Origin of the sequence: Tistrella bauzanensis (assembly GCF_014636235.1) — a bacterium.
Lineage (GTDB): Bacteria > Pseudomonadota > Alphaproteobacteria > Tistrellales > Tistrellaceae > Tistrella > Tistrella bauzanensis.
Genome location: NZ_BMDZ01000018.1, coordinates 1 through 23302, shown reverse-complemented (window position 1 = coordinate 23302; position 23302 = coordinate 1). Strand labels below are relative to the sequence as shown.

22 protein-coding genes are annotated in these 23302 nt (G+C 69.0%); 9 read left to right on the top strand and 13 right to left on the bottom strand.

Annotated features, from left to right (window positions below):
* Window positions 1-126: 126 nt before the first annotated feature.
* Window positions 127-864 carry a monofunctional biosynthetic peptidoglycan transglycosylase gene (gene mtgA, locus IEW15_RS09550; RefSeq protein ID WP_188577206.1) on the top strand — a complete coding sequence of 246 codons (738 nt, stop codon included), beginning with the start codon at window positions 127-129 and terminating at the stop codon, window positions 862-864.
* A gap of 31 nt (window positions 865-895) precedes the next feature.
* On the opposite strand, the gene IEW15_RS09545 is transcribed toward mtgA, so the two are convergent.
* Both IEW15_RS09545 and IEW15_RS09540 read right to left on the bottom strand, forming a co-directional pair.
* On the bottom strand, window positions 896-3118 hold the full coding sequence (locus tag IEW15_RS09545) for a xanthine dehydrogenase family protein molybdopterin-binding subunit (RefSeq protein ID WP_188577204.1): 2223 nt from the start codon (window positions 3116-3118) through the stop codon (window positions 896-898).
* A gap of 4 nt (window positions 3119-3122) precedes the next feature.
* Complete coding sequence (locus tag IEW15_RS09540) at window positions 3123-3575, bottom strand: (2Fe-2S)-binding protein (RefSeq protein WP_188577202.1); 453 nt, start codon at window positions 3573-3575, stop codon at window positions 3123-3125.
* A gap of 145 nt (window positions 3576-3720) precedes the next feature.
* On the opposite strand from IEW15_RS09540, the gene IEW15_RS09535 reads away from it, so the two are divergent.
* Window positions 3721-4647, top strand: coding sequence for a LysR family transcriptional regulator (locus tag IEW15_RS09535; protein ID WP_188577200.1), 927 nt, complete (start codon window positions 3721-3723; stop codon window positions 4645-4647).
* Between the two features lie 13 nt (window positions 4648-4660).
* Here IEW15_RS09535 and IEW15_RS09530 read toward each other — a convergent pair whose 3' ends face one another.
* The 3 genes from IEW15_RS09530 to IEW15_RS09520 all read right to left on the bottom strand — a co-directional run bounded on the left by IEW15_RS09530 (window position 4661) and on the right by IEW15_RS09520 (window position 7180).
* Window positions 4661-5566 (bottom strand): dienelactone hydrolase family protein, encoded by a 906-nt coding sequence (locus IEW15_RS09530; RefSeq protein WP_188577198.1) that lies wholly within the window; start codon window positions 5564-5566, stop codon window positions 4661-4663.
* 154 nt (window positions 5567-5720) lie between these two features.
* On the bottom strand, window positions 5721-6497 hold the full coding sequence (locus tag IEW15_RS09525; RefSeq protein ID WP_188577279.1) for a class II aldolase/adducin family protein: 777 nt from the start codon (window positions 6495-6497) through the stop codon (window positions 5721-5723).
* A 71-nt stretch (window positions 6498-6568) separates the two neighbouring features.
* Complete coding sequence (locus IEW15_RS09520) at window positions 6569-7180, bottom strand: HD domain-containing protein (protein ID WP_188577196.1); 612 nt, start codon at window positions 7178-7180, stop codon at window positions 6569-6571.
* Between the two features lie 234 nt (window positions 7181-7414).
* Between IEW15_RS09520 and IEW15_RS09515 the strand changes: the two genes are divergently transcribed.
* Together IEW15_RS09515 and IEW15_RS09510 are read left to right on the top strand one after the other, a co-directional pair.
* The gene (locus IEW15_RS09515; RefSeq protein WP_188577194.1) at window positions 7415-8113 is read left to right on the top strand and encodes a Crp/Fnr family transcriptional regulator; all 699 of its coding nucleotides are present in this window, start codon (window positions 7415-7417) and stop codon (window positions 8111-8113) included.
* The gene (locus IEW15_RS09510; protein WP_229707965.1) at window positions 8110-8775 is read left to right on the top strand and encodes a GDSL-type esterase/lipase family protein; all 666 of its coding nucleotides are present in this window, start codon (window positions 8110-8112) and stop codon (window positions 8773-8775) included. Before IEW15_RS09515 ends, IEW15_RS09510 begins: the two co-directional genes overlap by 4 nt.
* Before the next feature lie 10 nt (window positions 8776-8785).
* On the opposite strand, the gene IEW15_RS09505 is transcribed toward IEW15_RS09510, so the two are convergent.
* The 5 genes from IEW15_RS09505 to IEW15_RS09490 all read right to left on the bottom strand — a co-directional run bounded on the left by IEW15_RS09505 (window position 8786) and on the right by IEW15_RS09490 (window position 15214).
* Window positions 8786-9853: a LysR substrate-binding domain-containing protein gene (locus IEW15_RS09505; RefSeq protein WP_188577193.1), complete on the bottom strand. Its 1068-nt coding sequence runs from the start codon at window positions 9851-9853 to the stop codon at window positions 8786-8788.
* Window positions 9854-9911: 58 nt separating this feature from the next.
* Window positions 9912-12203, bottom strand: coding sequence for a class I tRNA ligase family protein (locus tag IEW15_RS26330; protein WP_268237153.1), 2292 nt, complete (start codon window positions 12201-12203; stop codon window positions 9912-9914).
* Entirely contained in the window at window positions 12100-12744 is a 645-nt protein-coding gene (locus IEW15_RS25865) for a class I tRNA ligase family protein (protein WP_229707964.1), read from the bottom strand. The genes IEW15_RS26330 and IEW15_RS25865 overlap by 104 nt, the downstream gene beginning before the upstream one ends.
* Before the next feature lie 77 nt (window positions 12745-12821).
* Window positions 12822-12998, bottom strand: coding sequence for a hypothetical protein (locus IEW15_RS09495; protein WP_188577189.1), 177 nt, complete (start codon window positions 12996-12998; stop codon window positions 12822-12824).
* A 116-nt stretch (window positions 12999-13114) separates the two neighbouring features.
* Window positions 13115-15214 carry a methyl-accepting chemotaxis protein gene (locus tag IEW15_RS09490; RefSeq protein ID WP_188577187.1) on the bottom strand — a complete coding sequence of 700 codons (2100 nt, stop codon included), beginning with the start codon at window positions 15212-15214 and terminating at the stop codon, window positions 13115-13117.
* Between the two features lie 200 nt (window positions 15215-15414).
* Here IEW15_RS09490 and IEW15_RS09485 point away from each other — a divergent pair, with 200 nt between their 5' ends.
* Window positions 15415-16005 carry a GNAT family N-acetyltransferase gene (locus IEW15_RS09485; protein WP_188577185.1) on the top strand — a complete coding sequence of 197 codons (591 nt, stop codon included), beginning with the start codon at window positions 15415-15417 and terminating at the stop codon, window positions 16003-16005.
* Entirely contained in the window at window positions 16002-16916 is a 915-nt protein-coding gene (locus IEW15_RS09480) for a DMT family transporter (RefSeq protein WP_188577183.1), read from the top strand. The genes IEW15_RS09485 and IEW15_RS09480 overlap by 4 nt, the downstream gene beginning before the upstream one ends.
* 63 nt (window positions 16917-16979) lie before the next feature.
* Here the strand turns inward: IEW15_RS09480 and IEW15_RS09475 are convergent, their stop codons facing one another.
* Both IEW15_RS09475 and IEW15_RS09470 read right to left on the bottom strand, forming a co-directional pair.
* Window positions 16980-18557: a class I adenylate-forming enzyme family protein gene (locus tag IEW15_RS09475; RefSeq protein WP_188577181.1), complete on the bottom strand. Its 1578-nt coding sequence runs from the start codon at window positions 18555-18557 to the stop codon at window positions 16980-16982.
* A complete protein-coding gene (locus tag IEW15_RS09470; RefSeq protein ID WP_188577179.1) occupies window positions 18557-19726 on the bottom strand; it encodes an acyl-CoA dehydrogenase family protein in 1170 nt (389 codons plus the stop codon). The genes IEW15_RS09475 and IEW15_RS09470 overlap by 1 nt, the downstream gene beginning before the upstream one ends.
* A gap of 403 nt (window positions 19727-20129) precedes the next feature.
* On the opposite strand from IEW15_RS09470, the gene IEW15_RS09465 reads away from it, so the two are divergent.
* A complete protein-coding gene (locus IEW15_RS09465) occupies window positions 20130-21833 on the top strand; it encodes a methyl-accepting chemotaxis protein (protein ID WP_188577177.1) in 1704 nt (567 codons plus the stop codon).
* 38 nt (window positions 21834-21871) lie between these two features.
* Here the strand turns inward: IEW15_RS09465 and IEW15_RS09460 are convergent, their stop codons facing one another.
* Complete coding sequence (locus IEW15_RS09460) at window positions 21872-22324, bottom strand: DUF1810 domain-containing protein (RefSeq protein WP_188577175.1); 453 nt, start codon at window positions 22322-22324, stop codon at window positions 21872-21874.
* A gap of 86 nt (window positions 22325-22410) precedes the next feature.
* Here IEW15_RS09460 and IEW15_RS09455 point away from each other — a divergent pair, with 86 nt between their 5' ends.
* Window positions 22411-22638 (top strand): AbrB/MazE/SpoVT family DNA-binding domain-containing protein, encoded by a 228-nt coding sequence (locus tag IEW15_RS09455; RefSeq protein WP_188577173.1) that lies wholly within the window; start codon window positions 22411-22413, stop codon window positions 22636-22638.
* A complete protein-coding gene (locus IEW15_RS09450; RefSeq protein ID WP_188577171.1) occupies window positions 22635-23042 on the top strand; it encodes a type II toxin-antitoxin system death-on-curing family toxin in 408 nt (135 codons plus the stop codon). Before IEW15_RS09455 ends, IEW15_RS09450 begins: the two co-directional genes overlap by 4 nt.
* The last annotated feature ends 260 nt before the right edge of the window (window positions 23043-23302 follow it).

Here is a 23302-nt window from a genome sequence, read left to right as displayed (position 1 = left end):
AGACTTACGGCAGATCCGGTCGCGGGCATGCGCGCGCTCTGCCCGGGGCTCGACGCCGGCGCCCGGCTGCGGCATTCTGGGCCACGATTTCCGTCTCTGCGGTTCCTGCTGCCGATCTGGAGGAAGATGTCCGACCCTGCGCCGAAGCCGCTGGCAACATGGCTGCGCCGCCAGTTGCACCCCGTGCTTCACCGCCTGTGGCGGATTCTGCGCGCGGTTCTGCTGACCGTGCTGGCGGTATGGGCGGCGATGCTGGTCGCCTATCGCTGGGTTGATCCGCCGGCCACCCCGCTGATGCTGATCCGCCTGATCGATGAAGGTCGGATCGATTATCGCCCGCGCGGGCTGGACGAGATTGCGCGCAGCCTGCCGCAATCGGCCATCGCTGCCGAGGACAATAATTTCTGCAACCACAGCGCGGTCGACTGGCCGGCGGTGCAGGTGGCGATCGACGACTGGCGCGGCGGCAAGGCCCTGCGCGGCGCCAGCACGATCAGCATGCAGACCGCCCGAAACCTGTTCCTGTGGCCGGGCGGCGGATTTCTGCGCAAGGCACTTGAAGTGCCGCTGGCCTATGCGATCGAACTGGCCTGGCCGAAATGGCGAATCGTCGAGCTTTATGTGAACGTGGCCGAATGGGGGCCGGGCCTTTACGGCGCGGAGGCAGCGGCCCAGACCCATTTCGACAAGCCCGCCGCAGCCCTCACATCCCGAGAGGCGGCCCTGCTGGCCGCCGTGCTGCCCAATCCGCGCCGCTGGTCGGCGGGCGAGCCCACCCGCTATATCCAGGGTCGCGCCAACACCATCGCCCGGCGCGTGGGGCAGTTGGGGCCGGCAACCGCCTGCACGGCGCCGCCGGCCTGAATCTCATGACTCGCCGCCGGCCTGCCCCGGCCTATGCCTGCATCAATGCCGTCACCCGCTCAGGCGTGAACGGCATGTCGCGGATCCGCTTGCCGGTCAGCCGAAAGACGGCGTTGGCGACGGCGGCACCCGTCATCGGCACCCCGATCTCGCCCGCCCCTGAGGGGGCCGCGTCCGACGGAACGATCCGGATGGCGATCTCGGGCACCTCGTTCATGCGGATCGGTTCGTAATCGTAGAAATTGTTCTGGTCGATTTCACCGCCGGCGATGGTGATGCGTTCCTTCAGCAGGCCCGACAAGCCGAACACGATGCCGCCTTCGGTCTGCGCCTCAAGATTCTTCGGGTGGATCGCAAGGCCGGGGTCGACCGCTGCCCAGAAGCGGTGCACGCGGATGCGGCCGGAGGAACGGTCGAGCGAAATCTCGGCGACACCGGCCCCCAGCGTGGTCTTGTAGCCGGCGAAGGCCAGCCCGTGGGCGCGGCCCTGCGGCGCCCGACCGAAACCGGACATGGCCACGACCGCATCGAGAACCGCGCGTCCGCGCGGGCTGCCGGCCAGAAGCCGCTGGCGGAACGCGACCGGGCCCTCCCCGGCGGCCTCGGCCAGTTCGTCGATGAAGGCTTCGCGGACGAAACAGTTCGCGCCCCAACCGATGCCCCGCCAGGCCGACACCCGCGCGCGCCGCTCGGATATGATATGTTCGGCCAGAAAATCCGGGATGTCATAGTCGTGACTCTCGGTGCCTTCCATCACCAGGAGATCGCGGTTATTGGCCGACGCCCAACGCGGCGGCGCCGCGAAGGCCAGGATCGAGGGGCTGGCGACGCGATGGCGCAGGGCCACGACCCGCCCGTCGCCATCAAGCGCCGCCTCAAGCTTGTGGGCGGTCGCCGGCCGCAACCAGCCGTTCTTCACGTCATCCTCGCGCGTCCACATCAGCTTGACCGGCCGTTTGACCGCCTTGGACAGCAACAGCGCGTCGCGCAGAACATCGCGGGCAAAGAATGTCCGGCGTCCGAATCCGCCGCCCATCTGCATGGCGTGAAAGCGGATGCGATCGGGCGTCGTCGCCAATGTCTGGGCGGCGGCGGCGATGGACAGCGTCTGGCTCTGGGTGCCAAGCCACACCTCGGCGCCCCGGCCATCGGGATCGACCGCGGCAACCGCGGCCAGCGGTTCCATCTGCGCGTGATAGACATGCTCGGTCGTGTAGACCGCCTCGACCACCCGCACGCCCTCGGCACTTAAGCCGGCCACCACGTCGCCGCGGGTTTCCCAGGCGGTGCCGGGCCGCGCGGGATCGCGAACGGCCGCGACCTCCGCCGCCAGATCGGCCACGCTGTCGGCATCGCGGAACGGGGATGTCGTCGTCCATGTCGCGTCGAGCAGATCGCGGGCCTGAAGGGCTGTCTCCCAGCGTGTCGCGACCACCGCCACCGCGCCGGGCAGCGTCATGATGTCGATCACCCCCGGCACACGCCGCGCGGCAGCGTCGTCGACCGTCGCCGGCGCCTCCCCCTCCACCGGCGCATGCAGCAGAACGGCATAGGCCATGTCGGGCAGGCGGACATCGATCGAATAGACCGTCTCCCCCCGGGTCTTGGCCGGGATATCGCGGCGGCCCGGATCGGTGCCGATCAGGCGATAGGCGGCACGCGGTTTCAGATCGGCATCGGTGATCGGGGGCACCTCGGTGACAAGGCGCGGCAGAGCCGCGATCTGCCCGAAGCTGAGGCGACGATTACCGGGCCGGTACACGACCGCGCCGGCCTCGGTGGCCAGTTCGGCCGGCGGCAGATCCCAGGCCGCCGCGGCGGAATGGATCAGGATCCGCCGCGCGCCGGCGCCGGCACGCCGCATGACGTCGAAATATCCCTCGACCGAGGAACTGCCTGCCGTGAACAGGATGCCCCCGGTCTTGGGATTGCCATAGATCGCCGGATCGCCCTGATCGACCTGTGCCACGCTGACCCGGGACCAGTCGGCATCGAGTTCCTCGGCCAGGATCATCGGCAGCGATGTCATGACCCCCTGCCCCATTTCGGTCGCGGCGAAACGGATCGTGACCGCGTCATCCGGCGCGATGCTGACCCAGGCATTGACCGGCGCCGGGGTAGCGGTCGGGCCCTGCGCCTGCACCTGCGCGTCATGTCGGAACACCCGGATCGCGCCATCGGCCAGAACGGCGAAGGTCAGCGCGCCGGTGCCGCGAAGGAAGCCACGGCGCGTCATGCTGGCGGTGATGGTCATGGGCTCAGCCCTCCTCTGCCGCGCGTTCGATGGCTTTCACGATCCGCAGATAGGTGCCGCACCGGCACAGATTGGCGGACATCGTGTCGACGATGTCCGCACGCGCCGGCCGCGGATTGGCGCTGAGCAGAGCTGCCGCCTGCATGATCTGGCCGGACTGGCAATAGCCGCATTGCGGCACCTGTTCGGCGACCCAGGCGCGTTGCAGCGCATGCTCGCCCGTGGGCGACAGGCCCTCGATCGTGGTCACGGCACGGCCTGTGGCCGCGTCCAGCGGCACCTGGCAGGCAAAGGCCGCCTCGCCGTCGAGGTGAACCGTGCAGGCCCCGCAGAGACCCGCGCCGCAACCGTATTTGGTGCCGGTCAGGCCCAGATGTTCCCTCAGAACCCAGAGCAGAGGCGTCTGCGGGTCGGCATCGATGTCGACGATGTGTCCATTGACGGTCAGGCCAGCCATTGATCAGTCCTCAGGGTTATGCGGTCAGACGGCGCCGGCCATGCGCCGGCGCCGGACCAGACGTTTTCCCTGAGACATGATGGAACGGTTGAGATTGTTCGATAATATGTCCAGTTCTTATCGATCTGATTAGAGCAGGTTTACAATGAAGCGTCCCAACCTTGCCGAACTGGAGGTCTTCGCCGCTGTCGCGGATGCGCGGAGCTTCCGCAAGGCCGCGGCGGAGCGGGGCGTCTCGGCCTCGGCGCTCAGTCAGGCGATCCGGAACCTTGAGGAACGGCTTGGCGTGCGTCTTCTGAACCGCACCACCCGCAGCGTGGCGCCGACGGATGCCGGCGAACAGCTTCTGCGCCGGCTGCGCGTGGCGCTGCGCGACGTCGCGGAGGCCGTCGACGACATCGAAGGCTTCCGGCGCCGGCCGGCCGGCACCATCCGCATCAACGCGCCGATGCCTGCGATCGACTTTGTCCTGCAACCTTTGGCCAAAGCCTTTCTCGATGCCTGTCCGGATGTGGCACTGGAACTGATCAGCGACGCCGCGAAGGTCGATATCGTCGACAGCGGCTTCGATGCCGGCGTGCGGTTCGGCGAGGAACTGGCGCGCGACATGATCGCCATCCCGCTGGGCCCCCCCTTGCGGTATGTGGTGGTGGGCGCGCCCGACTATCTGCGCGTGAACGGCACGCCCGCCACGCCCGACGACCTGACCGGCTACAACTGCATCCGCCAGCGCTTCCCTGGCGGAACGATGTTCCACTGGCGGTTCGAGAAGGCGGGGCGCGCCGTCGCCATAGCGCCCGAGGGCCGGCTGACGGTGAGCAGCGCACACCATGTGATGCGGGCGGCGCAGGACGGGATCGGCCTCGGCTGGGTGCTCGACGGTTACGCGCAGCCCTCTCTGGAGGCGGGCACGGTCGTGCAGGTGCTCGACGACTGGTCGCCCCGCATTCCGGAATGGTATCTGTATTATCCCAGCCGGCGGCAGATGCCCCTGGCCATGCGCGCCTTCCTGGACTTCATCGCCAGCCGGCGGAGCAGCCTTCATGTCCCTGCCGCGCCGCCGGCAGGATGACGGCGGCGCGGCGTCAGGCGACGCCGTGGTCGCGGAACCACGCCAGACAGCGCGTCCAGCCATCGGCCGCGGCCTCGGGCCGGAAGCTCGGCCGGTAATCGGCATTGAAGGCATGGGGGGTGTCGGGATAGACCACGATCTCCGATGCCGCGGCGGCGGGTGTGCCGGCGGCGGCCAGAGCCTGACGCATCTGGTCCACCGTCTCGACCGGAATTCCGCTATCGGCACCACCATACAGGCCCAGCACCGGCCCCGACAGGTCGCCCGCCACATCCACAGGCTGGCGCGGGGTCAGATCGGATGCCGCACCGATCAGCCGGCCATACCAGGCCACCCCGGCCTTCACCGCATCGTTATGGGCGGTATACAGCCAGGTGATGCGCCCGCCCCAGCAGAAGCCGGTGATGCCCAGCTTCGCCGGATCGCCGCCAAGCGTCGATCCGGCATGGGCCGCGATCGCGTCCAGGTCGGCCATCACCTGGGCATCAGGCACCTTCGACACCACGGTGGAGATGATCGTCTGAACGTCCGGCAGCGTCGCCACGTCGCCCTGACGGGCGAAGGGATCGAAGCTCACCGCCAGGAGGCCCTGATGGGCCAGCCGCCGGCAGACATCGGCGATGTGTTCATGCAGGCCGAAGATCTCGGGCGCCACCAGCACCGTCGGCAACATGGTGCCACCGGCCGGCCGGGCCGAATAGCAGGGCACGTCGAAACCGGCGACCGGCAGCGTGAAGCGGCCTTCATCCAGCCCGGTCGCGTCGGTGGTGACGCGGGTTTCCGCCCGCACCGGCAGAGCCGCCACGGCGAACCCCATGCCCATGGCGCCACCCACAGCCAGCGATCCCAGGGTGAAGCCGCGCCGGGTGACGGTCACAGGCGGCACCAGGCTTGCCAGATCCTTCTCGTGATCAGTCATCTTTCAAGGCCTCCGGTTCGGGATGCGACCGGCGGCCATCGCCGCTCGCTCCCTAAGCCAGATGGGCGCGCCTGCGGCTGCAACCATCGCCGATGGCGAAACGGTGCATGCACGCAGACGAGCCAATGTCCTCAACCCATGCAGATCAAGCCGTTCAGTCCAGCAGGTCGGGCTGCTCCTTCACGATCCGGGCATAGAGCGGCTGGAACTGGAACCAGCCGGCCTGGGCGGAGCCGACCACGGAATAAGACTGCCGCGCGGAGTCGTCGGAAATCACCTTGGGCGTGCCGGCGGCCTCCGCCATCAACTGCACCTGACAGCAGCGCTCCATGGCGACATACCACCACACCGCCTCGTCGACGCTGCCGCCCACGGTCAGCAGACCATGATTCTGCAGGATCGCGGCCTTGTTGCTGCCAAGGGCGTTGGCGATACGGTCGCCTTCATCCAGTTCCACCACCACGCCGCCGAAATCGTCGAACAGGGCGTGATCGTTCCAGAACGCGCAGCTGTCCTGGGTGATCGCATCCAGCGGCCGGCCCAGTGTCGACCACGCCCGGCCATAGACGCCATGGCTGTGGGCGGCAGCCATCACGTCGGGGCGCGCCTTGTGGATGCGCGAATGGATGGCGAAAGCTGCCGCATTGCAGATCGCGTCGCCATCCACGACGTTGCCGTCTTCATCCACCCGGATCAGGTTCGACACCTTGATCTGGCTGAAATGCACCCCGAACGGGTTGGTCCAGAAGGTGGTCGGATGTTCGGGATCGCGCACGGTGATATGGCCGGCGACCCCTTCATCCAGATTGAAGCGGGAAAAGATCCGGAAGCCTGCCGCAAGCCGCTGCTTGGCATGCAGGCGGGCATCCTCCACCCGTTCGAAGCGCGGCGCGCGCGGCAGGTTGCCATAGCGCGCGGCGGCGCCGCTCATCGGTGCGGGCTCTGTGGCCGGGCGTCTGGCCTCGCTCGCCGGCGCCATGGCCGGTGTCTGCTGAACGGTCATCACGCAACCTTCTCCATCGCGGCCTTGTAGACCGACTGCTTGGGTGCTGCGAACACCCGGCGCAGCATCGGCTCGAACGCCTCCAGCGGCATGCAGTCTGCCGCCGCGTCGAAGGCCGGCGCGTCATAGACCTCGCAGAACCGGGCCGTGCGGTCGAAATTCGGATGGCCCCGGAACTGTTCCCGGATATCGCGGTCCAGGCCGATATGGTGGAAGAAATAATAGCCCTGGAACAGCCCGTGCTTCTCGACCATCCAGTGATTGTCGGGCGACACGAACGGCTTCACGATCGCCGCCGCCACATCCGGATGGTTATAGCTGCCCAGCGTATCGCCGATGTCGTGCAGCAGGGCGCAGACCACGTATTCCTCGTCCTCGCCCGCCTGATGGGCCAGGGTCGCGGTCAGCAGCGAATGATGCAGGCGGTCGATGGGGAAGCCGCCGAAATCGCCGTCCAGCAGCTTCAGATGCGCCATCACCCGGTCGGGCAGAGCGCGGGCATAGGCGCGGAAGCTGGTGGCGATCCTGGCCCAGTCCTCGGCGGTGCCCTCCTGCATACGGCTGAAGCCGGCGCGGGCGGCCGGATCGTCATGTCCTCGGATCGCGTTCATCGCAGAAATCGTCCTCCCTCGGGTGCGGCGGCGCCACCCCCACGGGGCGGTCGCGTTCGTCATTCTCGCCCGGCAACACATTCGGTGCCTTGCCCGGAAGCCGGTTCCGGGACAAACATGGTACTGTCAGGCCGATGGACGGTCTGTCTTCGATGCGACAGTCACCTCCGCCGCCCCTTGATCCCCCCCCCCCGCCCCTTGATCCCCCCGCTTCTTGATCCCGTCGAGTTTGTCATGCCCGCGCCGCCACCGTCCGATCAGGCACCCGTCGATGCCGGCATTCAGCTGACCGGGCTGCCCGAAGACGCCGCACGGCTGCTGGCGGCGGCCGGGATCAGGCGTCGTCTGGGCGACGGCCAGCTGATCCATGCCAAGGGCGACGAGGCCGACGCCCTGTTCGGAATCGTGTCCGGCGCCGTGCGCATCGCATCGGCCGGCAATGACGGTCGCGAACTGATCATTGCGGTGCTTGAACCGGGTGAGTGGTTCGGCGAGATCGCCCTGATCGACGGTGGCCGCCGCACCCATGATGCCGTCACCCTGGGCGAGACCGAGTTGCTGGTGGTGCCCAAGCCGGCCTTCCACCGACTGCTGGCCGACCATGCCACGCTGTCGTATCAGCTTCTGGTGCTGCTGTGCCGGCGGTTGCGGATGACCTTTTCGGCGCTGGAGGACGAAGCCTTCCTGCCGCTGGACCGGCGGCTGGCCAAGCGGCTGCTGGCCCTGGCCGATGCCTATGGCGAGCCCGACGGCACCGCCACCCGCATCGCCCTGCATCTGCCGCAGGAAGAACTGGGCCACATGCTCGGCGCCTCGCGCCAGACCATCAACCGCCTGCTCGGCACCTGGGCGCGTGACGGGTTGATCATCCGCGCCTATGGCCGGATCACCCTCACCGACCGTGCCGCGCTGACCAGGATCGCACGCGCATGACGACGATGGCCCGTGGCATGAACAGTGGACCGGCCGGTGCCGGACAGCCGCACCAGATGCGGATCTGCTTCATCGGCGACAGTTTCGTGGCCGGTGCCGGCGACAGCGCCTGCATGGGCTGGGTGGGGCGGGTCGCCACCGCCGCCCGCGGCCGGGGGCTTGACCTCACCGCCTATAATCTGGGGGTGCGCCGCGACACCACCCGCGACATCGCCGAACGCTGGATCGCCGAGTCCCGCACCCGGCTGCCTGATGGCATCGACGGCCGGCTGGTGTTCTCGTTCGGGGTCAACGACCGCACCGCCGCCGCCACACCGTCCGGCACCCGTATCGCCATGGCCGAAAGCCTCGCCAATGCCGAGGCGATCCTCAGGGTGGCCAGTGCCCGGCGCCCGGTGCTGATGATCGGCCCGCCGCCGATCGCCGCAACCGAGCCCGAAACCAATCTGCGCATCCGCACGCTGTCGGATGCGCTGGCGCCGGTCTGCCATCATCTGGACGTGCCCTGGCTGCCGGTGTTCGAGGCGCTGGCCGCCGATCCGGTGTGGATGGCCGAGGTTGCCGCGGGTGATGGCGCCCATCCCGATGCCGCCGGCTATGGCCGCTTCGCCGGTCTGGTCGAGGCCTGGCCGGTCTGGCGGCACTGGACCGGCGGCGCATGATGCCGCCATATCAGGCGCTGCCTGTCGCCGTGGGCGTGCGCGCCATGTCCGGCGTGCGGGCCATGTCCGGCGTACGGGCCATGTCCGGCGTGCGGGCCACCTCGGCCAGAAGCCAGTCGCGGAACGCCGCCACCACCGGCCGGCGCAGGGCGGTTTCGGTGGCGACCAGATAATAGCCCCAGCCATCATCGGCCTCGATCGCCGGAAACAGCGGCACCAGCCGCCCGGCCGCGACCGCATCCGCCACCAGGAACGGCCGGCCGATGGCGATGCCCTGGCCGGCCTCCGCCGCCTCGATCACCGCGGTGCTTTCACTGAACACCGGCCCGGCCACCGGGCGGGCATCCATGGCCGCCGCCGCCACGCAGGTCATGGGCACACAGGTCATGGGCACACCGGCCGCGCGCAGCCAGCAGCCCCAGTCATCCAGCTCGGCGAAATGCAGCCGGATTTCATCCAGAAGATCGGCCGGCGCCAGATCGGGACGGGCATGCAGCCGCGCCGCCATCGCCGGCGCCGCCACCAGCCCACGCCAGACACCGCGCCCCCAGCGGAGCGCGATATCGGCCTCGCCCCGCGCCAGATCGACGTGGTGACGCTGGGAATCCAGCCGCACCGCCACATCCGGCCGCGCCTTCAGAAAGCCGCCGATCCTTGGTGCCAGCCACAGGCTGGCGAAGCTCGGCGGCACACCCACGGTCAGCACGTCGGGTGCCGTTCGCGCCAGCGCGCGTTCATAGGCATGGGCCAGCCGGTCCAGCGCCTGTTGTGCCGCCTCGGCCAGATCGGCGCCGACGGGGGTCAGCCGCACGGCGCGGGCCGACCGGTCGAACAGTTTCAGGCCCAGCCGGTCTTCCAGGGTCTTCACCTGCTGGCTGACGGCGCCGGGCGTCAGGCCAAGCTCGTTCGCCGCCGCCGCCATGCCGCCGGTGCGTGCCGCCGCCGAGAATGCCCGCAAAGCGTTCAGCGGCAGGCGCGCGATGGTGCGCGCACGCGCCACCTCCAGCCCCGACAGGTCGTGGCGGGCGCCGGCGGGGTCGGGCTCATCGGGCAGCGGATCGATCAGGCGCTCGGACATGGCCCAAGCTTAAGCGGCCGAGGGGGCGGGGTCCAGCCGCGCCCCCGGCCTTGCCGGGTCAGCGGACGGCATCGCAGCGCGGGCACAGATCGCGCGGCGCCACCAGAACCGCCACCGGCTGACGACAGCGTTGGCAGACCGGGCGGGCCGACCGCTCCAGACCCACCACCCGCGGCTGCCCCTCCCCCGCGTCGCGGCGCACGGTCAGGGTCGCCACCCCCAGCAACAGCCGCAGCTCGTCCGTGGTCAGATCGGCCGCCATCGCCCCGGGCAGCTGCAGGGTCAGCGCCGCATGGTCCAGCCGGCCGATCAGCCCGGCACGGCGGGCTGGTTCCGCCGCGGCCCTGACGGTGGCGCGCAAGCCGTCGAGATGACGATTGGCCAGGATCGAGCCTGGGTCGAGCCACAGCGGGTCCACAGCCGGCCACATCCGTTCATGGACGCTGCCGGCGCCATCCCCCCAGCGGGCACGCCATGCCTCCTCGGCGGCAAAGGGCAGGATCGGCGCGATCCAGGCGACCAGATGGTTGAACACCCGCGCCAGCACCGCCGCCACCGCCCGCCGGCGCGGGCTGGTCGCGGCGTCGCAATACAACACGTCCTTGCGCACCGCGAACCAGCCGGCCGAGAGGTCGTCGGTGCAGAACCGCACCAGCCGGTCCAGCATCGCCGCCGGATCGGTCGCGTCCAGATCGTCGCGCAAGGCCCCGTCGATTTCGGCCAGCCGCGACAACAGCAGCCTCTCAGGCCGTTCCAGCCGGTCCGCCGGCGGCACAAGCCCTGCCGGGGCGGCTGCCAGATTGCCCAGCATCCAGCGCAGGGTGTTGCGGATGCGGCGCAGGGTTTCGGCATGCAGCCGCATGGTTTCAGGGGCGAAGCGCACATCGCGCGCGGTATCCGATGCGGCCACCCACAGCCGCAGCACATCGGCGCCCCAGGCATCGGCCGCATCCAGCGGCGACACGCCGTTGCCGGCCGATTTCGACATCTTGCGCCCGGCATCGTCCAGCACGAAGCCATGGGTGCGCAGGGCACGGAACGGCGCGTGGCCGCGCGTGGCCACCGCCTCGATCAGCGACGACTGAAACCAGCCGCGATGCTGGTCGGAGCCTTCCGAGCACAGATCGGCGATGGTGCCCAGCCCGAAACGGCCCTCGACCACCCAGCCATGGGTGCAGCCGCTTTCGAACCACACATCCAGCACGTCATCCACCCGCAGCCAGTCGGCGGGATCATGGCCTCCCTTCGGCAGATCCGCGCCCAGCACCTCGGCCGGATCACCCGAGAACCATGCATCGGCGCCGCCCGCCGCGATCAGATCGCGGCTGCGGGCCAGCACCGCCGGGTCATCCAGAACCGCGCCGGTCCGGCGGTGCACGAACAGGGCGATCGGCGCGCCCCAGGCACGCTGGCGGCTGATGCACCAGTCGGGGCGGCCATCCAGCATCGCCAGCATCCGGTTGCGGGCCTCAGGCGGCAGGAAGGCGACCCGCTCCAGGGCCGCGCGGGCACGGGCACGCAGATCGTCGTCGATCGACAGATACCACTGGTCGGTCGCCCGCCAGACCAGCGGCGCGCCCGACCGCCAGCTATGGGCGGCGTCGTGCACGTCCTGGCCCAGATGCGCCACCCGGCCCAGATCGGCCAGGGCCCGGATCACCCGGTCATCGGCATCGCCCGGCAGGCCCCGCTCGTCGATCACCACCGCGCCGCCGAAGCCCGGCAACCCGGCGCAATAGCGCCCGTCGGCCTCCATGATCACGTCCACGGGCAGGTCATGGGCCAGGCCCAGCCGGTGATCATCCGGCCCCAGCCCCGGCGCCACATGCACGAATCCGGTGCCGGTGGTGGTCTCGACGAAGCCGGCGGTCAGCAGCGGCACGGTCGGGCCATAGCCCAGCGCCGCCAGCGGGTGGCGCAGCACCGCGCCGGCCAGGGCCGCACCGGTCAGTGTCATCAGCGGCGCGCCGGCCGCAAGCCCGGTCTGCGCCACCACCGCATCTGCAACCGCCGCCGCGATCAGCACCCGCGAGCCGTCGGACAGCGGCAGCAGGTGGTAATCGGCATCGGCCGCCGCGGCCACGGCCCGATTGGCAGGCAGGGTCCAGGGGGTCGTGGTCCAGACCAGCAGGTCGGCGCCCGCCAGTTCGGGGCAGCCGTCATGGGCCTCCACCGCCATCCGGAAGGTCAGCGACCGGTATGCGGCCTGCTTGTACACCACCTCGGCATCGGCCAGCGCGGTTGCCTCAGGCACCGACCACAGCACCGGGCGCCTTGCCCGGAACACCCGGCCATCGGCCAGCAGCCGGTGCAGCTCGGCCACCGTCGCCGCCTCGGCCTCGGCGCTCATCGTCAGATAGGGATGATCCCAGTCGGCCAGCACCCCCCAGGCGGCGGAAGCCATCCGCCTGGCGCGCCACCCAGTGTTCGGCGCGGGCGCGGCAGGCGGCACGGAACGTCGCCGGGTCGATGTCGCGGCGCTGGCGACCCTGGCCACGCATCTCCTCTTCCACCGCCCATTCGATCGGCAGGCCATGGCAGTCCCAGCCCGGCACCAGCACCGCATCATAGCCGGCCATCCGCCGGGCGCGGACAAGCATGTCCTTGAACAGCTTGTCGACCGCATGGCCCATATGGATGTCGCCATTGGCATAGGGCGGCCCGTCATGCAACACCCAGCGTGGGCGGCCGGCGCAGGCATCATGCACCCGGCGATGCAGCGCCCCGGTCTGCCAGTCGGCCGCCAGCATGGTCTCGGTCGCGGGATCACGGCGGGCGGAAAACGCGGTTTCGGGCAGCAGCACCGGCGCGGCCGCGCCATGATCGGTGCCATGGCTGGCGGCATGATTGTCGAGAGTGGTATCGAGGGCAGTATCGACGGTATCGGTCATCATCGGTCTTCCGGATCGTGCCGCCCCATCCGGGCGGCGCGACTGCGGCGATCAGCCGCGGCCGGGAAACCGGATGGTCAGGCGGTGCCTGTCAGACTTTGCCGGCGCAAAACGGGCGCGCCGGTCCCGGCCTCCGCAGAGACCGGGCGGCAAATTCGGGCAATCGATACCGATACCGATACCGATACGCGGGCGGTCAGATCGGGGCGAGACGGCATCCGGGCGCGGAAGGCGGTGCGGATATCGATGATCATGACGGCCCTCCTTCTCCCTGATGGCGCGCATCGACCGGATGTCGCGCGATGAAACGAACCGGGCAAGCCTGCGGGATGGCGGGCTTGCCCGTCAACAGTTTTGATCCCGCCTCCGGTCAGCGGGCGCGGATTCCGGCCAGGACGTCCTGCACCACCCGGTCGAGCTGGTCGATGGTGCTGGTCAGGTCATCCGTGCCGCCCAGCACCGCATCGGCGGCATCGCCGGTGCGGTCGGCGGCGCGACCGACCTCGCTCGCCCGCTCCGAGACCCGGTCTGTCGCGGTGGCTGCCTCCTGGACATTACGGGCGATCTCGGCGGTGGCAGCACTCTGCTGCTCGATCGCCGAGGCGATGGTCAGGGCGATCTCGTGCATTTCGCGGATGCTGACGGTCACCCGGTCGATGGCCGACCCCATATCGGCGGCAGCCCCCTCGATCTCCCCCAACTGGCCAGAGATATTCGCGGTCGCCCGCGCGGTCTGGTCGGCCAGCGCCTTCACCTCAGAGGCAACCACCGCAAAGCCCTTGCCGGCCTCGCCGGCGCGCGCCGCCTCGATGGTGGCGTTCAGGGCCAGAAGATTGGTCTGGCCGGCAATATCGCCGATCAGCGACACCACCTGACCGATCACCCGCCCGGTCTCGGCCAGCCGCTTCGCCTGACCATCGGCGGTGGCGGCTTCATCCACCGCCCGGTCGGCGGCACCGCGCGCCCGGCCAACCTGGATGCCGATCTCGCCGATCGAGGCCGTCAGTTGCTCGGCTGCCGCCGACACGGTCTGGACATTGGCGGCGGCGGCGCGGGATTCGCGGTCCACCGCCCGGGCGCCATCGATCGAACTGGCCGACATCTGGCCCATCTCGCCCGAGGTATCGCGCATGCGGCCGGCCGCGGCCACCAGATCCCGCAGCATCCGGCCGGTATCGCGTTCGAAGGCATCGGCGATGCGCTGGCGCTCGGCGGCCAGCTCCGCCTCGTGCTGCGCATGGCGACGCTCTGCCTCGGCATCCATCTCGTCGGCCCGCGCCAGCCCGTCGCGGAACACCACCACGGCCCGGGCCATGGCACCAATCTCGTCGCCGCGCGCGGTCGCCGGAACCTCGACCCGCCGGTCGCCATCGGCCAGCCGGCCCATCACCCCGGTCAGGCCCCGGATCGGCCGTGCCACCGCATGGCCCATCCAGAACAGCGCCAGCCCGGCCGCGGCCACGATCGCCATCAGGCCGATCAGAAGCCGTTGCTCCACCACCCGGGCCTCGGCGAACACGGCGGCCTCGGGCACGGTCACCAGCACCGTCCAACGCGCGGCCCCCCTACCCTGATCATGCTCACCCAGATCAACGGGCAGTGCCCGAACCATCACTGGCCCGGCGGGCCCGGCGACCGCCGCACCATCCAGCCGGCGCTCGACCGGCCCGTCGCTCGCGGCCTTCAAGATCTCGCGAAGCGCGGGTTCCGTGGCCGGGCTGCCCCGGCGCGCGTCATCGGGATGCACCACCCAGAGGCCATCGGCAGACAGAAGCGTCACCTGCCCGGCACCGAAGGGCCGCGCCGCGCCGATCCGCGCCTGAAGGTCGTCCAGGCCCAGATCGATCGTGGCCACGCCCACCGCCCGGCCATCCTTGAACACCGGCGCCGCGGCGGTGGTCATCAGCACCGTGCGCCCGGCCACCGGATAGAGATAGGGCTCGGTCACAAGGCTGCGCCCGGCCCGCATCGGCGCGCCGTACCAGGCATCGGCGGCCTCGTCCATGATCAGCGGTTCGACCGCGACCCCGCCTTCGACGGTGCGCGACATATAGGGCACGAACCGGCCATCGGCATCGCCAAGCGGGGTGCCCCGGAATTCGGCATCGCGGCCATCGGGCAGGCCCGGCTGCCAGCCCAGGCCGCCGCCGACGACGCCGGCTTCCGCGGCGATCACGCCATGCAGGGCCGCGGCCAGGGCCGTGCGATCGGTGATGTCGGCGGCGACCATCCCGGTCTGGCCGGCGGCCATGGTCTCGGCCAGGGCGACCGCCCGGCCGATCTCGCCCGCAATCACCGCCGCCTGCCGGGCGGCGGTCTCGGCCAGGATACGCCCGGCGCTGCGCTCCGCCGCGGCCTCTTCTGTGCGCAGCACATAGCCGGCCGCGATGCCGAAGCCGGCGATCAGGATCCCGCCGCCCAGAACCAGAATCCGCACCCGCAGCGATTTGATTATGCCCCGTCCAGCCATGTCGACCTCCACGCCCCATCCATGTGTCCGCTCTATCACACGGGCGGTGACGCGCGGATGACAGTAGCGCGGCGGTTTCGATGCACATCAGCCCCCCCGGCCCGGCTGCGTCTTACCCCCAGAAATCCTGGATGGACCGGCGGCGGCGGATCGGCGAGGCTGACAGCGTGCCCCGCCAGACCTGCCCGGACCCCGCTCCCATGCCCGATACCGCCCCCCGGCCCCATACCACCACCCGGCCCGACCCTCCGGCGCCTGCCCGCCATGGCAACGCGAGCCTCATCCGGCCGTTGATCGACGCCGATGCCCCGGCGCTGATCGATCTGATCGATCGCTGCTGGCAGGCCTATCCGGGCTGCATCCTGGATGTCGACGGCGAACTGCCCGAACTTCGCGCCTATGCCTCTCATGTCACGGCCAGAGGCGGCAATGCCTGGGTGGCCGTCGATACCGCCGGACCAGCCACCCCGGCCAGCATCCTGGCGATGGCCGCGACCATGCCGGCCGCCGCCGAACCACCGCTGACCTTCGAGGTGCACAAGCTCTATGTGTCGCCTGACGCGCGGCGTATGGGGCATGCCGCCGCCATGATCGACCGGATTATCGCCACGGCCCGCGCGGCCGGCGCCGCCCACCTGACGCTGTGGACGGATACCCGCTTCACCCAGGCCCATGCCTTCTATGAGGCGCGGGACTTCATCCGGGCGCCCGGCACCCGCGCGCTCGACGATATCAGCCGGTCGGTGGAATACCGGTATGACCTGCCGCTCTCTCCGGCAGGGCAGTCATGACCGCCGCTGCCGACGGCCCCACCGGAACAGTGCGCGATCAACGCGCCGTCGCGGCGATGCTGCTGGCGGTGGCGATGCTGTCGTCGATGGACGTGGTGATGAAGCTGCTGAGCGGCAGCCATGGCGTCGGCCAGATGGTGCTGATGAAATCGCTGGCGTCCCTGCCCTGGATCGCGGTCTGGTGGCTGGTCAGGCCGCAGGCTGCCGTATGGCGGGTGCGCCGGCCCGCGATCCACCTGTTGCGCGGGGTCTTGCTGGCCATCGCCGGCTTCGGCTTCTTCCACGCCTTCACCCTGCTGCCGCTGGCGGAAGCCTATGCGATCCTGTTCACGGCGCCGATCGCGGCGGTACTGCTGGCCTGGGGGCTGATGGGCGAGCGGCCGGGGCGCGGCACCGGCATCGCCCTGGCGGCGGGCTTCGCCGGGGTGCTGGTGGTGGCGGCGCCGGGGTTGATGGTCCAGGGGCTTGACGGCCCGGCGCTGGGCTATCTCTCCGCCGCCATCGGCACGATCGGCTATGCCGGCATGGTGGTCACCACCCGCACCCTGGCACCGTCGGAAGGGCTTGGGGCATTGTCCCTCAGCGCCAATCTGGTGGCGGGGCTGGTGGCCCTGCCCTTCGCCCTGATCGACTGGTCGCCGCTCTCGCCCGTTCAGACCGGCGGCTATCTGCTGGTCTCAGGGCTCAGCGTTGCCGGAATCGGGCTGATTTCCTGGGCTCTGTCGCGGGTGGAGGTCCACCGCGTGGCACCGCTGGAATACACCGCCTTCGCCTGGGCGCTTGCCTATGACTGGCTGGTCTGGCGGGTGACGCCACAGGTGACCTCGCTGGCCGGCGCGGCCCTGATCGTCGCCGCCTGTCTGTGGCTGGAACGCCGCCGCGCCATCGAGGCACGGCGGCATCGGGGTTGATGGCCAGGGGTTGATGGTACAGGGTTGATGGTACAGGGTTGATGGTCACCATCAACCCCACCATCAATGCCGGACAGCCTGCATCTTCAACTGCGCCTTCAGCACCTTGCCTGTGGCCGTGGCCGGCAGCATGTCCAGGATCACGAACTCGGCCGGACGCTTATAGGGCGCCAGCCGGTCCGTCACCCAGGCCGTCAGATCCGGCACCGTCAGCCGGCGGCCGGGCACCGGCTGCACGAAAGCCACCACTTCTTCATTGCCGGGCACGCTGCGCCCGACCACGGCCGATTGCGCCACATCCGGATGGGCATTCAACACGCCTTCGACCTCGGGCGGATAGACGTTGAACCCCGATCGGATGATCAGCTCCTTCGACCGGCCGGCGATATAGATCAACCCGCGCTCGATCCGCGCCAGATCGCCGGTGTCGAACCAGCCGCCCGGCCGCATCACCTCGGCGGTCAGGTCAGGGGCGCGGTAATAGCCCTTCATCACGCCCACGCTGCGCACCCACAGCCGGCCGACCGCGCCGTCGGGCAGGTCGCGGTCCTGATCGTCGACCACCTTCACCGCCATGCCCGGCAGCGCCCGGCCGACGGTGTCGTCGGTGGCCGGTTCATGGGGCGTGGTCTGCGATACGGCCGATGTGGTCTCGGTCAGGCCATAGCCGTTATGCAGGGCCGTGCCCATCAGGCGTTCGGCGGCCGCCTTCACGGCAGGATCCAGCGGCGATCCGCCGGCCGAGCAATAGCGCAGCCGTGGCCGGGCAATGCTGTCGATGCCGCGCGATTTCAGCACCGCCAGCATCCGCTGATACATCGCCGGCACGCCCTGAAACATGGTGACGCCTTCATCGGCCAGGGCCGCGAACACGGCATCGGTGTCGAAACGCGGCGCCAGACGCAGGGTGGCTGCCCGCATCAGCGAGCCGGTCATCACCGACGACAGGCCGAAGATATGCGACATCGGCAGCACCGCATAAACCACGTCATCGGCGGTGATGTGCCGGCCCCGGCCCGAGGTTTCGGCCACCCGCAGCAGATTGGCATGGGTGATCATCACCCCCTTGGGCGCGCCGGTGGTGCCGGTGGTATAGACCAGCGCCGCCACCTGCGCCGCCGGGTCGTCCTCCACCGGCTCGGGCGTCACAGTCTCTGCCAGCGGCGACAGCATCACCATGCCGAACACGCCCAGATCAACCGGGGTGGCGCCGGCACGATCGGCATGGGCCCGCGCCTCGGCCGAGACCGCCGTGGTGTACAGGATGCGGCGGGCGCCGGCATGGTCGGCAATCCGGTCCACTTCCGCCGCCGTCAGCCTCGCGTTCAGCGGGATCGCCCAGACATCGCGCCGGCTGGCCGCCAGCAACGCCCCGATCAGCGCCGGGGCGTTCTCGCACACGATCAGCAGCCGGTCGCCGGGGCGGATGCCCCAGGCATCGAAGTGCTTCGCCAACTCGGCGCTGCCGGTCATCATGGCGCTGAAGCTGATACGCCCGTCATCATGCACGATCGCGGGCTTGTCGGGATGGGCCGCCGCCGCCGCCGCCATCACCTCATGCAAACGCCGATAGCGGGTGATATCGCCGACATGATCCTGGAAGGCCGGCGGCTGTGGGGGCGTCGTGACGGTGGTCGACATCACGCCTTCGCCTCCCGGATCATATTGCGGGCGATCACGATCTGCTGGATCTGGCTGGTGCCCTCATACAGCCGGAACAGCCGGACATCGCGATAGAACCGCTCGACGCCATAATCGGCGATATAGCCGGCACCACCCAGGATCTGCACCGCCCGGTCCGCCACCCGGCCGACCATTTCCGATGCGAACAGCTTGGCGCAGGATGCCAGCATGTTCACATCCTCGCCGGCATCGCGCCTGCGTGCGGCGTCCTCCACCATGCAGCGCGCGGCATAGGCCTCGGTGCGGCTGTCGGCAAGCATCGCCTGGATGAGCTGGAATTCCGCGATCGGCTGACCGAACTGGCGGCGGTCGATGGCATAGGCCAGCGCATCATGGATCAGCCGCTCGGCCACCCCCACGCAGACGGCCGATATGTGCAGCCGGCCGCGGTCCAGCACCTTCATCGCGGTCTTGAAGCCAACCCCCTCGACCCCGCCGATGATCGCATCCGCCGGCACGCGGCAGTCTTCAAGGATGACATCGGCGGTATGGGCGCCGCGCTGGCCCATCTTGCGATCGGTCTTCGCCACCGTCAGCCCCGGCGTGCCCCGCTCGACGATGAACGCCGAAATCCCACCGGCGCCACGGATCTCAGGATTGGTACGCGCCATGACCGTGAAGATGCCGGCTTCCGGCGCATTGGTGATGAAGCGCTTGGTGCCGTTCAGCACATAGCTGTCGCCGTCGCGGCGCGCCGAGGTGCGCAGGCTGCCCGCATCCGATCCGGCCTCGGGCTCGGTCAGGCAGAACGAGCCGATCACCTCGCCCGCCGCCAGCTTCGGCAGCCACTGCGCCTTCTGTTCGGGCGTGCCATCCATCACGATCCCCTGGGCACCGATGCCATTATTGGTGCCGATCAGCGACCGGAAGGCCGGTGAGGTCCAGCCCAGTTCGAAGGCCACCCGCACCTCTTCCGACATGGCGAGGCCCAACCCGCCGAAATCCTCAGGAATCGACAGCCCGAACAGGCCCAGCTCCCGCATCTCGGCCACAACCGACGGCGGGATCTCATCGTCATCGGCGACCTGCTGTTCCAGCGGCACCAGCCGCTCGCGCACGAAACGGCGCACCGTGCCGATCAGCTGGTCCAGGGTCTCGGGGTCGAGGCCGGGGGTTTGGGCGACCATGCGGGCGTGTCCTCAAGCGGGGGTGACAATCCGGCCCGGTCCAGGCCGGGGGCGATCCTGTGGTCGATGACGCCGATGACCGGCCGCGTCGCCCGCAGGCGGAGGGGGGCGGCCTGCCCCCGACTTCATCGCCACGGACCGGCTTCATCGCCGAAGACGATAGAGGGCGGGTGGTGCGATGGTCAAATTTGTGGAACGCACATCCGCCATGCGGAATATATCTCCGCTCAAGTTATAGCCGGGCTTATTATTGATTCCTTAACCCTGTTCTATTCCATCCCTGGGCAAGCGGCCGCTATTTCATGTCGCACCAAGGTTGCGATTGACAATCCATGGTCAACAGCGATTTGCTCCGGATCTTGGTATTTTCCATCGCGCTCCGCATGACCCGAAGAAGGCACCCATGACTGTTTTTGCCGCCACCAGCCTGCGCGTCCGATTGATCCTGGGCTTTTGTGCGGTTCTTGTTCTGCTGATGGCACTGACCGCCTTCAGTATCGTCCAGGTCAATGCGATCGACGAGACGCTGAACCGGATCAACACCCAGAACAGCGTCAAGCAACGCCACGCCATCGATTTTCGTGGCAGCGTCCATGACCGGGCGATTGCCGTCCGCGATCTGGTGCTGCTGACTGATGATACGGCGCTGCGTGCCGTTGAACAGGACATCCGCCGACTCGAAACCTTTTATGCCGATGCGGCGCGCAAGCTGGACCAGATGATCGCCACCAGCACCGGCGTCACGCCCGAAGACCGGCAGATGCTGGCGGCGATCAAGGCGGTCGAGGCCCGGGTCATGCCGGTGGCGACCAGGATCATCGCCACGCGACGCGGCGGCGATGTCGACACCGCCCGCCAGTTGCTGATCGAACAGGCCCGCCCCGGCTTCGTCGAGTGGCTGACCCGGATCAACCAGTTCATCGATCTTCAGGAAACCAAGAACCAGGTCGAGGGCCAGCGCGCCGGCGATGCCGCACGTGGCTTTCAGTCGCTGATGCTGACCGCGGGCGCTCTGGCCGTGCTTCTGGGGCTGATCTTCGGGGCGTGGTGCATGGCCGCTCTGCGGCCGCTCCGGCGCCTGACCCGTGCGGTTCTGGCGTTGAGCCAGGGCGACCTGACCGTCACCGTGCCGGCCGTGGCCAGCCGCGACGAGATCGGCGCCATCACCGGCGCGGTCGAGGTGTTCAAGGCCAATGCGGTGGACGCGGCAGGCTTCCGGACGGCACAGGCCGCGGCGGAGCGCGAGGCCCAGGCCGCGAAGCGCCGCGACATGGCGGCGCTGGCCCAGACATTCGAAGACCAGGTCCGCGGCGTCATCAACGGCCTTGCCAGATCGGCCACCGAGGTTCGCGCCTCCGCCCAGACGCTCAGCACCACGGCGACCGATACCGAACGCCGGGCGGGTGTGGTGGTCCAGGCCGCCGATCAGGCGACCGGCAATGTCGAGACCGTCGCCGCCGCGACCAACCAGCTCGCGGCCTCCAGCGCCGAGATCGGCCAGCGGATCGACGAAAGCGCCACCAAGGCGCGCCGGGCCGCCGATCAGGCCGACGGCACCAATGTCATCGTCGATGGACTGCTGCAGAAGGCCGATCGCATCGGTGATGTCGTGAAGCTGATTTCCACCATCGCCGCCCAGACCAATCTTCTGGCGCTGAACGCCACCATCGAGGCCGCCCGCGCCGGCGATGCCGGGCGCGGCTTTGCGGTGGTGGCCGGCGAGGTGAAGTCGCTCGCCGACCAGACCGCCCATGCCACCGGCGAGATCGCCGGCCAGATCGGCGATATCCAGACCACCACCCGCGAGGCGGTCGACGCCATCGAGGCGATTGCCCGCTCGATCCGCGAGGTCAACGACATCGCCGCCGCCATCGCCGCCGCGGTCGAGGAACAGAACGCCGCCCTGTCGGAAATCACCCGCAACATCAGCCAGGCATCCGCCGGCACCGGCGCGGTGTCGTCGGAAATCGGCGGTGTCAGTCAGGCGGCCGCAAAGACCGGCAGTGCCTCGACCGAGTTACTTAAGGCGTCGGAAGGCCTGTCGCGCCAGGCTGAGGCGCTGACCACCCAGGTCGACCGCTTCCTTGCCGGCATCCGCACCGCCTGACCTGCGGCCCCGCTCTCCCGCACAGCGGTCGGAGAGGATCATCCCTCGCCGATCGCGTCCAGGGTCAACGGGTCCATCGCGCCGCCGCACCAGCGATCCAGCGCATGCCGGAACACCGGCCGGCCGCCGGCATGGACAACTGCACCGGCATGGGCGAACAGCGTCATGCAGGACCGGAACTTCAGATCATCGGGGCTGCCGAAGATGGCATGGAGCGAGGGCGCATCCGCCGCCAGCACCGCCTGGGTTGCCGCCACCAGACGCGGGCCCAGCACCGGATCGGCCAGATAGGCGCGCGCCTCGCCCAGCCCGCTCAACCCATATTGCCGAGCGGTCGGCGATCGGCCCAGCACCCGCAACTGCGGGAAGATGAACCACATCCAGTGCCGGCGCTTGCGCCCGCAGCGCAACTCCGCCAGCGCCTCGTCGAAGACCCCGGCCTGCGCAGCCTTGAAGCGGGCCAGATCGAAGGGATCGCCGGTGGTCGTCATCTGCCGTCTCCCCGATGGACATCCTGCGGACGCTTGCCTGAAGCTGAAGGTGTTATTACATTTATTATAACATACAGGAGGCTCTCATGGTCGAATTGAAGGTCCGCAAATTTGGCAACTCCCTTGGAGTCGTGCTGCCCAAAGAGGTTATCGCGCGCCTGAACACGCAGGAGGGCGCACCTCTCTATCTGACTGAAGCACCAGACGGCGGCTATCATCTTGTGCCCTATGATCCTGCGTTCGAGAAAAAGATGGCCAAGGCAGAAGACATCATGCACCGCTACCGTGACACCCTGCATATTCTCGCAAAATGATGGAGCCGGTCTGGATAGAAGAACAGGAGGTATTGATCCTGCACGGAAGGTTGCTCGTGCTCCATGGAGGTGCACCCGGTGTCCGGGATGAAGGGCTCCTGAGATCCGCACTCGCGCGGCCACGGCAATATGCCGCCTATGGAAACGCGACAGATATTGTGCAGCTTGCGGCGCTCTATACGGCAGGCATCGTCCAGAACCACCCCTTCATCGATGGCAACAAGCGCACCGGGTTCTTGCTGGGCGTGCTTTTCCTTGAACTGAACGGCATCACCTTCACCGCACGTCAGGAAGATGCGGCCAACGCCGTGATGACCCTGGCTGCCGGAACACTGACCCCGCAAGGCTATGCAGCCTTCCTGAAGGCAAACGCGTCGCCGGTTGCACCATTGCGCCAGTCTTGAGGAACGCCCGGATCCGGGCGGCAGCGGCAAGCGCGATCAAACACCATCGCGGGTGATCCGGCCATCATCGCAGCCGGCGGGCCGCCGCGATCGGCGGGCCCGGGACCGATGAGCCGATGGGCCGGCACGACGGGGAGACCGCCGCCGATGACACCGGTGGACAAAGCACTCTGGTTTAGAGCCTGTTGCCGAATGCCCGCTACCCATGGTTTGACGCCGTCTGCTGACGGCTTGGGAGCTTGGCGGGGGTCTCGCGCGGT

Coding starts and splice junctions, on each gene's coding strand:
- IEW15_RS09540 (WP_188577202.1), bottom strand. CDS start 3,575: ATGGCTGGCCTGACCGTCAATGGACACATCGTCGACATCGATGCCGAC.
- IEW15_RS09525 (WP_188577279.1), bottom strand. CDS start 6,497: ATGAGCGGCGCCGCCGCGCGCTATGGCAACCTGCCGCGCGCGCCGCGC.
- IEW15_RS09530 (WP_188577198.1), bottom strand. CDS start 5,566: ATGACTGATCACGAGAAGGATCTGGCAAGCCTGGTGCCGCCTGTGACC.
- IEW15_RS09520 (WP_188577196.1), bottom strand. CDS start 7,180: ATGAACGCGATCCGAGGACATGACGATCCGGCCGCCCGCGCCGGCTTC.
- mtgA (WP_188577206.1), top strand. CDS start 127: ATGTCCGACCCTGCGCCGAAGCCGCTGGCAACATGGCTGCGCCGCCAG.
- IEW15_RS09515 (WP_188577194.1), top strand. CDS start 7,415: ATGCCCGCGCCGCCACCGTCCGATCAGGCACCCGTCGATGCCGGCATT.
- IEW15_RS09450 (WP_188577171.1), top strand. CDS start 22,635: ATGATGGAGCCGGTCTGGATAGAAGAACAGGAGGTATTGATCCTGCAC.
- IEW15_RS09545 (WP_188577204.1), bottom strand. CDS start 3,118: ATGACCATCACCGCCAGCATGACGCGCCGTGGCTTCCTTCGCGGCACC.
- IEW15_RS09465 (WP_188577177.1), top strand. CDS start 20,130: ATGACTGTTTTTGCCGCCACCAGCCTGCGCGTCCGATTGATCCTGGGC.
- IEW15_RS09510 (WP_229707965.1), top strand. CDS start 8,110: ATGACGACGATGGCCCGTGGCATGAACAGTGGACCGGCCGGTGCCGGA.
- IEW15_RS09505 (WP_188577193.1), bottom strand. CDS start 9,853: ATGTCCGAGCGCCTGATCGATCCGCTGCCCGATGAGCCCGACCCCGCC.
- IEW15_RS26330 (WP_268237153.1), bottom strand. CDS start 12,203: ATGAGCGCCGAGGCCGAGGCGGCGACGGTGGCCGAGCTGCACCGGCTG.
- IEW15_RS09470 (WP_188577179.1), bottom strand. CDS start 19,726: ATGGTCGCCCAAACCCCCGGCCTCGACCCCGAGACCCTGGACCAGCTG.
- IEW15_RS09475 (WP_188577181.1), bottom strand. CDS start 18,557: ATGTCGACCACCGTCACGACGCCCCCACAGCCGCCGGCCTTCCAGGAT.
- IEW15_RS09480 (WP_188577183.1), top strand. CDS start 16,002: ATGACCGCCGCTGCCGACGGCCCCACCGGAACAGTGCGCGATCAACGC.
- IEW15_RS09495 (WP_188577189.1), bottom strand. CDS start 12,998: ATGATCATCGATATCCGCACCGCCTTCCGCGCCCGGATGCCGTCTCGC.
- IEW15_RS09460 (WP_188577175.1), bottom strand. CDS start 22,324: ATGACGACCACCGGCGATCCCTTCGATCTGGCCCGCTTCAAGGCTGCG.
- IEW15_RS09455 (WP_188577173.1), top strand. CDS start 22,411: ATGGTCGAATTGAAGGTCCGCAAATTTGGCAACTCCCTTGGAGTCGTG.
- IEW15_RS09490 (WP_188577187.1), bottom strand. CDS start 15,214: ATGGCTGGACGGGGCATAATCAAATCGCTGCGGGTGCGGATTCTGGTT.
- IEW15_RS09485 (WP_188577185.1), top strand. CDS start 15,415: ATGCCCGATACCGCCCCCCGGCCCCATACCACCACCCGGCCCGACCCT.
- IEW15_RS25865 (WP_229707964.1), bottom strand. CDS start 12,744: ATGACCGATACCGTCGATACTGCCCTCGATACCACTCTCGACAATCAT.
- IEW15_RS09535 (WP_188577200.1), top strand. CDS start 3,721: ATGAAGCGTCCCAACCTTGCCGAACTGGAGGTCTTCGCCGCTGTCGCG.